The organism is Salmonella sp. SJTUF15591, assembly GCF_043356435.1.
Taxonomy (GTDB): domain Bacteria; phylum Pseudomonadota; class Gammaproteobacteria; order Enterobacterales; family Enterobacteriaceae; genus Salmonella; species Salmonella enterica.
Genome location: NZ_JBEUJO010000020.1, coordinates 20,872 through 27,338 on the forward strand (window position 1 = coordinate 20,872; position 6,467 = coordinate 27,338).

Annotated in this window: 10 protein-coding genes; 7 read left to right on the forward strand and 3 right to left on the reverse strand. The window is 51.2% G+C overall.

The annotated features are described in order from the left end of the window. Positions 1-48: 48 nt before the first annotated feature. On the reverse strand, positions 49-996 hold the full coding sequence (gene fmt / locus ABVM99_RS23865; protein WP_001285174.1) for a methionyl-tRNA formyltransferase: 948 nt from the start codon (positions 994-996) through the stop codon (positions 49-51). Positions 997-1,011: 15 nt separating this feature from the next. Then, positions 1,012-1,521 carry a peptide deformylase gene (gene def, locus ABVM99_RS23870; RefSeq protein ID WP_000114987.1) on the reverse strand — a complete coding sequence of 170 codons (510 nt, stop codon included), beginning with the start codon at positions 1,519-1,521 and terminating at the stop codon, positions 1,012-1,014. Positions 1,522-1,652: 131 nt separating this feature from the next. Between def and dprA the strand changes: the two genes are divergently transcribed. From dprA to ABVM99_RS23900, 6 genes are read left to right on the forward strand one after another with little or no spacing between them, the layout of a single operon-like run. After that, a complete protein-coding gene (dprA, locus tag ABVM99_RS23875) occupies positions 1,653-2,777 on the forward strand; it encodes a DNA-protecting protein DprA (RefSeq protein ID WP_023195808.1) in 1,125 nt (374 codons plus the stop codon). Beyond that, the gene (gene smg / locus ABVM99_RS23880) at positions 2,749-3,222 is read left to right on the forward strand and encodes a DUF494 family protein Smg (RefSeq protein WP_000460663.1); all 474 of its coding nucleotides are present in this window, start codon (positions 2,749-2,751) and stop codon (positions 3,220-3,222) included. The genes dprA and smg overlap by 29 nt, the downstream gene beginning before the upstream one ends. Positions 3,223-3,248: 26 nt before the next feature. Beyond that, positions 3,249-3,791: a type I DNA topoisomerase gene (locus ABVM99_RS23885; RefSeq protein WP_001129708.1), complete on the forward strand. Its 543-nt coding sequence runs from the start codon at positions 3,249-3,251 to the stop codon at positions 3,789-3,791. 4 nt (positions 3,792-3,795) lie between these two features. Next, positions 3,796-4,368, forward strand: coding sequence for an L-threonylcarbamoyladenylate synthase type 1 TsaC (tsaC, locus tag ABVM99_RS23890; RefSeq protein WP_001063613.1), 573 nt, complete (start codon positions 3,796-3,798; stop codon positions 4,366-4,368). Positions 4,369-4,372: 4 nt separating this feature from the next. Continuing rightward, entirely contained in the window at positions 4,373-5,191 is an 819-nt protein-coding gene (aroE, locus tag ABVM99_RS23895; protein WP_000451202.1) for a shikimate dehydrogenase, read from the forward strand. Next, positions 5,188-5,445 carry a DUF1488 domain-containing protein gene (locus ABVM99_RS23900; RefSeq protein ID WP_001070575.1) on the forward strand — a complete coding sequence of 86 codons (258 nt, stop codon included), beginning with the start codon at positions 5,188-5,190 and terminating at the stop codon, positions 5,443-5,445. The genes aroE and ABVM99_RS23900 overlap by 4 nt, the downstream gene beginning before the upstream one ends. Here ABVM99_RS23900 and ABVM99_RS23905 read toward each other — a convergent pair. Then, positions 5,421-5,975, reverse strand: a complete 555-nt coding sequence (locus ABVM99_RS23905) for a gamma carbonic anhydrase family protein (protein WP_023195809.1) — start codon at positions 5,973-5,975, stop codon at positions 5,421-5,423. The two genes, ABVM99_RS23900 and ABVM99_RS23905, sit on opposite strands and share 25 nt — an antisense overlap. 113 nt (positions 5,976-6,088) lie before the next feature. Here ABVM99_RS23905 and ABVM99_RS23910 point away from each other — a divergent pair, with 113 nt between their 5' ends. Beyond that, entirely contained in the window at positions 6,089-6,241 is a 153-nt protein-coding gene (locus ABVM99_RS23910) for a hypothetical protein (RefSeq protein ID WP_000795911.1), read from the forward strand. The last annotated feature ends 226 nt before the right edge of the window (positions 6,242-6,467 follow it).

Sequence of the window (6,467 nt, forward strand, 5' to 3'; positions counted from 1 at the left end):
TATAAAATAAAAATGCCCGGTAACACCGGGCTTATAAAGACGTGACCGTCAGGCAAGACGGTTACCAGGAATAAACCATTCCCGGCGTGAATTTAACAGATCCTGGGCGCTCATCGCTTTTTTGCCGGCAGGCTGAAGCGAAAGCAAATTTAATATCCCCTTGCCTGTTGCAACCTGGATGCCCTGTTTCGTCGCGGCCAGAATAGTTCCCGGCAGCGACTGCGTGGCGTCCTCAATGACGGATGCCTGCCAGACTTTTACCGGCTGACCGTCGATTTCCAGCCAGCTCATTGGCCACGGATTAAAGGCGCGAATGCAACGCTCCAGCTGTGCTGCGGAGAGAGACCAGTCGATACGCGCTTCTTCTTTACTGAGCTTTTCCGCATGAGTGACCAGCGCTTCATTCTGCGCTTCAGGCGTCGCTGTGCCGTCCGCCAGTTGTTTTAGTGTGGTAATTAACCCCTGCGGGCCAAGTTCAGCCAACTTATTATACAGTGAGCCACTGGTATCTTCTGCGGTAATCGGGCACGCAAGTTTATACAGCATGTCGCCGGTATCCAGCCCTACATCCATCTGCATAATTGTGACGCCGGTTTCCGCATCGCCTGCCCAAAGTGAGCGCTGAATAGGCGCCGCGCCGCGCCAGCGTGGAAGCAGCGAACCGTGAACGTTGATACATCCGAGACGGGGCATATCCAGCACTGCCTTTGGGAGAATCAGACCATATGCTACGACAACCATGACGTCGGCATGTAAGTCAGCAACCAGTTGCTGGTTTTCCTGAGGACGAAGCGACACGGGCTGGAAAACGGGCAGGCCTTTTTCTTCCGCCAGCACTTTTACCGGGCTGGGCATCAACTTTTTGCCGCGACCTGCTGGACGATCGGGTTGGGTAAATACGCCGACAACGTTATGTCCAGAAGTTAACAGCGCGTCGAGATGACGCGCTGCAAAGTCAGGTGTACCCGCAAAAATAATACGTAGTGAATCTGACACGTTGGTTCTTGTCCTTTAAGCCCGGGCGTTCAGGCGGTCGAGTTTTTCTACTTTCTGACGAATACGTTGTTGCTTCAGCGGCGACAAATAATCGATAAACAGTTTACCGACCAGATGATCCATCTCATGCTGAATGCAAATTGCCAGCAAACCATCCGCTTCAAGCTCAAACGGGTTGCCGTCGCGATCCAGCGCGCGGATTTTCACTTTCTCGGCGCGCGGCACTAAAGCGCGCTGTTCCGGAATCGACAGACAGCCTTCTTCTATACCCGTTTCGCCACTTTTCTCCAGCAATTCCGGGTTAATGAGTACCAGGCGCTCGTCGCGGTTTTCCGAAACGTCAATCACGATGATCCGCTGGTGGATATCGACCTGCGTTGCGGCCAGACCGATACCTTCTTCCGCGTACATCGTTTCGAACATATCATCGACGATACGCTGAATTTCTGCATTCACTTCTTCAACCGGCTTTGCGACTTTGCGAAGGCGCTCGTCCGGAATATGTAACACTTGCAAAACTGACATAATTATCCAGAGTTGTGTTCAGGAGTTGAAAAGATTATTACCTCTATTCTAGACAAATCCCCACCTGATTGACAGCATCAGTGACCAATCGCAAAGATTGTTCAGACTGCTTGTGGCAGGGGAGGGAAAGGATGGCCCGTACCGAAATTTGGTTACGTTTAATGTACGTCGGCGACCTTTATGGCGAGGCGATGTTGAACATGGCGAATTCGCTTATTCGCCAGCCTCAGATAAATCGCACGCACCTTCAGGAGGCTGGTCTTACCGCGCGGCAAGCTGAACGTTTTTTACAGCTTCCAGCAGGTGTGCTTGATGAGACATTACGCTGGCTTGAACTACCGCAGCACCATTTTCTGTGTGCGGATAGTGAGATTTATCCTCCCCAACTGCGTGCTATTGACGATTATCCCGGCGCTATTTTTATTGACGGCGATCCTGCCTGTCTGCATACCTGCCAACTTGCCGTCGTAGGGAGCCGGAGCCACTCCTGGTATGGAGAACGCTGGGGACGTCTGCTTTGCGAAAGCCTTGCGAAAAGCGGTTTGACTATCACCAGCGGCCTTGCCCGGGGAATTGATGGCGTAGCACACAACGCCGCGGTGAGTATGGGGGGAAAAAGTGTAGCGGTGTTAGGGAATGGTTTGGCAAAGATTTATCCTCGCCGACATGCCGTGCTGGCTGAAAACTTGATTGCCACTGGCGGCGCAGTGGTCTCAGAATTTCCGCTTTCAACGCCTCCGCTACCGCAACATTTTCCTCGCAGAAACCGTATCATCAGCGGACTGAGCAAAGGCGTGCTGGTAATCGAGGCGGCGTTGCGCAGCGGTTCGTTGGTGACGGCGCGCTGCGCGCTTGAACAGGGACGGGACGTTTTTGCATTACCAGGTCCTATCGGTAGTCCGGGAAGCGAAGGCACGCACTGGTTAATTAAACAAGGGGCCACGCTTGTGACGACGCCGGAGGATATTCTGGAAAATTTGCAATACGGCTTACACTGGTTGCCAACTACGGCGGAAAATTCACTTTATTCACTAAATCAGGATGAGGCGGCATTGCCATTTCCTGAGCTCCTGGCTAACGTAGGAGATGAGGTAACACCTGTTGACGTCGTCGCTGAACGTGCCGGCCAACCTGTGCCAGCGGTAGTGGCTCATCTACTCGAACTGGAGTTAGCAGGATGGATCGCAGCTGTACCCGGCGGCTATGTCCGATTAAGGAGGGCAAGCCATGTTCGACGTACTAATGTATTTGTTTGAAACATACATCCATAACGAAGCCGAGCTGCGCGTGGATCAGGACAGACTGGAGCGTGATCTCACCGACGCTGGGTTTGATCGCGAAGACATCTACAATGCGCTGCTGTGGCTGGAAAAACTCGCTGACTATCAGGATGGCCTCGCGGAACCCATGCAACTTGCTTCCGACCCTCTTTCAATGCGCATTTATACGGTTGAAGAGTGTGAAAGGCTTGATGCCAGTTGCCGGGGGTTTCTGTTATTCCTTGAGCAGATTCAGGTGCTGAACCTCGAAACACGAGAAATGGTGATTGAGCGTGTGCTGGCGCTGGATACCGCAGAGTTTGACCTGGAAGACTTGAAATGGGTTATTTTGATGGTGTTATTCAACATTCCGGGCTGTGAAAACGCCTATCAGCAAATGGAAGAATTACTCTTTGAGGTAAATGAAGGTATGCTGCATTGATAGGTGTTAATGCTGCATGAGTGAATATGGCTAAATCAGCACTGTTTTCGGTGCGTAAAAATGAGCCCTGCCCGCAGTGCGGGGCCGAACTGGTAATTCGTTCCGGGAAACATGGTCCGTTTCTCGGCTGTTCTCGCTATCCGGAATGCGATTACGTTCGTCCGCTGAAAAGTCAGGCGGACGGGCATATCGTTAAAATTCTGGAGGGGCAATTGTGTCCTGAGTGTGGCGCCGTACTGGTGCTGCGTCAGGGGCGCTTTGGTATGTTCATCGGATGCAGTCAGTATCCGCAATGTGAACATACAGTGGTTATTGATAAACCGGATGAAACGGCGATAGCCTGTCCAGCCTGCCAGCAAGGACATTTGGTCCAGCGCCGTTCTCGTTACGGTAAAATCTTTCATTCCTGCGATCGCTACCCGGAATGTCAGTTCGTCATTAACTTCACACCGGTTGCGGGGGAATGCCCCGAGTGCCATTATCCGCTACTCATCGAAAAGAAAACCGCGCAGGGCGTGAAGCGCTTTTGCGCCAGTAAACAATGTGGAAAGCCGGTTCCGGTGGAATAAACAAGTGAATAATAACCTGCCAACAGGATCTATCGCCGCGGCGGTAGATCTCCTGAATAAAGAAAATGTCATCGCTTATCCAACAGAAGCCGTTTTCGGCGTCGGCTGCGATCCCGATAGTGAAACAGCCGTTACGCGCCTGTTGGCGTTAAAACAACGGCCCGTCGATAAGGGACTCATTTTGATTGCCGCCAGCTTTGAGCAGTTAAAACCTTATATTGATGACAGCATACTTACCGCCGCACAGCGTAAAGCAGTATTTGATTGCTGGCCCGGGCCGGTAACGTTTGTTTTTCCTGCGCCCGCGACAACGCCGCGGTGGCTCACGGGACGTTTTGATTCCCTGGCCGTTCGTGTTACCAACCACCCGCTGGTGGTCGCGCTATGCAATGCGTATGGCAAACCGCTGGTTTCCACCAGCGCCAATCTGAGCGGATTACCGCCATGTCGTACCGTTGAAGAGGTGCGTGCGCAATTTGGCGATGATTTTCCGGTGGTTGAAGGCGCAACGGGTGGGCGTTTAAATCCTTCAGAAATTCGCGATGCTCTGACGGGCGAACTGTTTCGACAGGGGTAATATGATGGAAACCTATGCTGTTTTTGGAAATCCGATTGCGCACAGCAAATCGCCATTTATTCATCAGCAATTTGCTCAGCAGCTAGATATTGTTCACCCCTATGGTCGTGTGCTGGCCCCTATTAATAATTTCATTAATACGCTTGATGCCTTTTTCGCGGCAGGGGGAAAAGGCGCAAACATCACAGTACCTTTTAAAGAGGAGGCGTTTGCGCGATCGGATGAGTTAACGGAACGAGCATCGCTGGCGGGAGCCGTCAACACATTAAAACGGCTGGAAGATGGTCGTTTGCTTGGCGACAATACTGACGGTATCGGTTTATTAAGCGATCTCAAACGTTTAAATTTTATCCGCCCAGGATGGCGTATTTTGCTGATTGGCGCGGGCGGCGCATCCCGGGGCGTGCTGTTACCTCTGCTTTCTTTGGATTGCGCGGTCACTATCACCAACCGTACAGCTTCACGTGCCGAAGCGTTGGCGAAAATCTTTGCTCATACCGGCAGCGTTCATGCCATGGATATGGACAAGCTGGATGGTTGTGAGTTTGACCTGATTATTAATGCGACCTCCAGCGGCATACGGGGCGAAATCCCGGCGATACCAGCGTCACTTATTCACCCTTCCCTCTGTTGCTATGACATGTTCTATCAAAAAGGGAATACGCCATTTCTCTCCTGGTGTGTACAACAGGGCGCAAAACGTTACGCAGATGGGCTGGGAATGCTGGTGGGGCAGGCTGCACATGCCGTTTTGCTTTGGCACGGTGTATTACCGCAGGTCGAGCCAGTGATTGAGCTGCTACAGCAGGAATTATTAGCGTGAACCAGGCCATACAATTTCCTGACCGCGAAGAATGGGATACTGCCGCCAGCGCTGTCATCTTTCCCGCCCTGGTTAATGGGATGCAACTCACGTGTGCAATAAAAAAAGATGTACTGGCGTATCGCTTTGGTGGAGAAACAGCGGAGCAATGGCTGGCCATTTTTCGTGAGTATCGCTGGGACCTGGAAGAAGAGGCTGAAGCATTAATCCTGGCCCAGCAGGAAGACGATCACGGTTGGATATGGTTATCCTGAGAAAGATAGTCGTCTTTCCATTTTACATAGTTATTGGCGGAGTACTGCAGGCCCGATCTCTCAGCATCGCTCAGGGGGCGGATCTGTTTTACCGGACTGCCAAGATATAAATAGCCACTTTCCAGCCGTTTGTGCTGCGGCACCAGGCTTCCCGCGCCAATCATTACGTCATCTTCTATTATCGCGCCATCCAGCACAATGGAGCCCATACCGACCAGTACGCGGTTACCGATGGTACAGCCGTGCAGCATAACTTTATGGCCAACGGTAACATCTTCGCCAATGATTAATGGGTTGCCGTGTGGATTGGATGGAGACTTGTGGGTTACGTGAAGAACGCTGCCATCCTGAATGTTCGTACGAGCCCCTATCGTAACGTAATTCACATCGCCGCGAATCACCACAAGCGGCCAGATCCCGACATCATCCGCCAGACGGACATCGCCAATAACCACGCTGCTGGTATCGATCATCACGCGCTGACCGATTTCAGGAAAAAGATCCTTATAAGGACGTAATGTGTCAGACATGTCTACCTCATCATAAATGAATAGTCATGAAGACTTTGGTTGCTTTAATGGCGTTGTGCAAGGGGAGATAGCATCAAAAAATCGCCACTTTGCGCAGGAATGGAGCGAAAGGGATGAAAAATCAACAAACAGAAAAAAAGATCCAAAAAACGCTTGTGCAAAAAAATGGGATCCCTATAATGCGCCTCCATCGACACGGCGGATGTGAATCACTTCACACAAACAGCCGGTCGGTTGAAGAGAAAAATCCTGAAATTCAGGGTTGACTCTGAAAGAGGAAAGCGTAATATACGCCACCTCGCAACGGTGAGCGAAAGCCGCGTTGCACTGCTCTTTAACAATTTATCAGACAATCTGTGTGGGCACTCGAAGATACGGATTCTTGACGTCCTCGGACGAAAAATGAATACCAAGTCTCAAGAGTGAACGCGTAATTCATTACGAAGTTTAATTCTTTGAGCATCAAACTTTTAAATTGAAGAGTTTGATCAT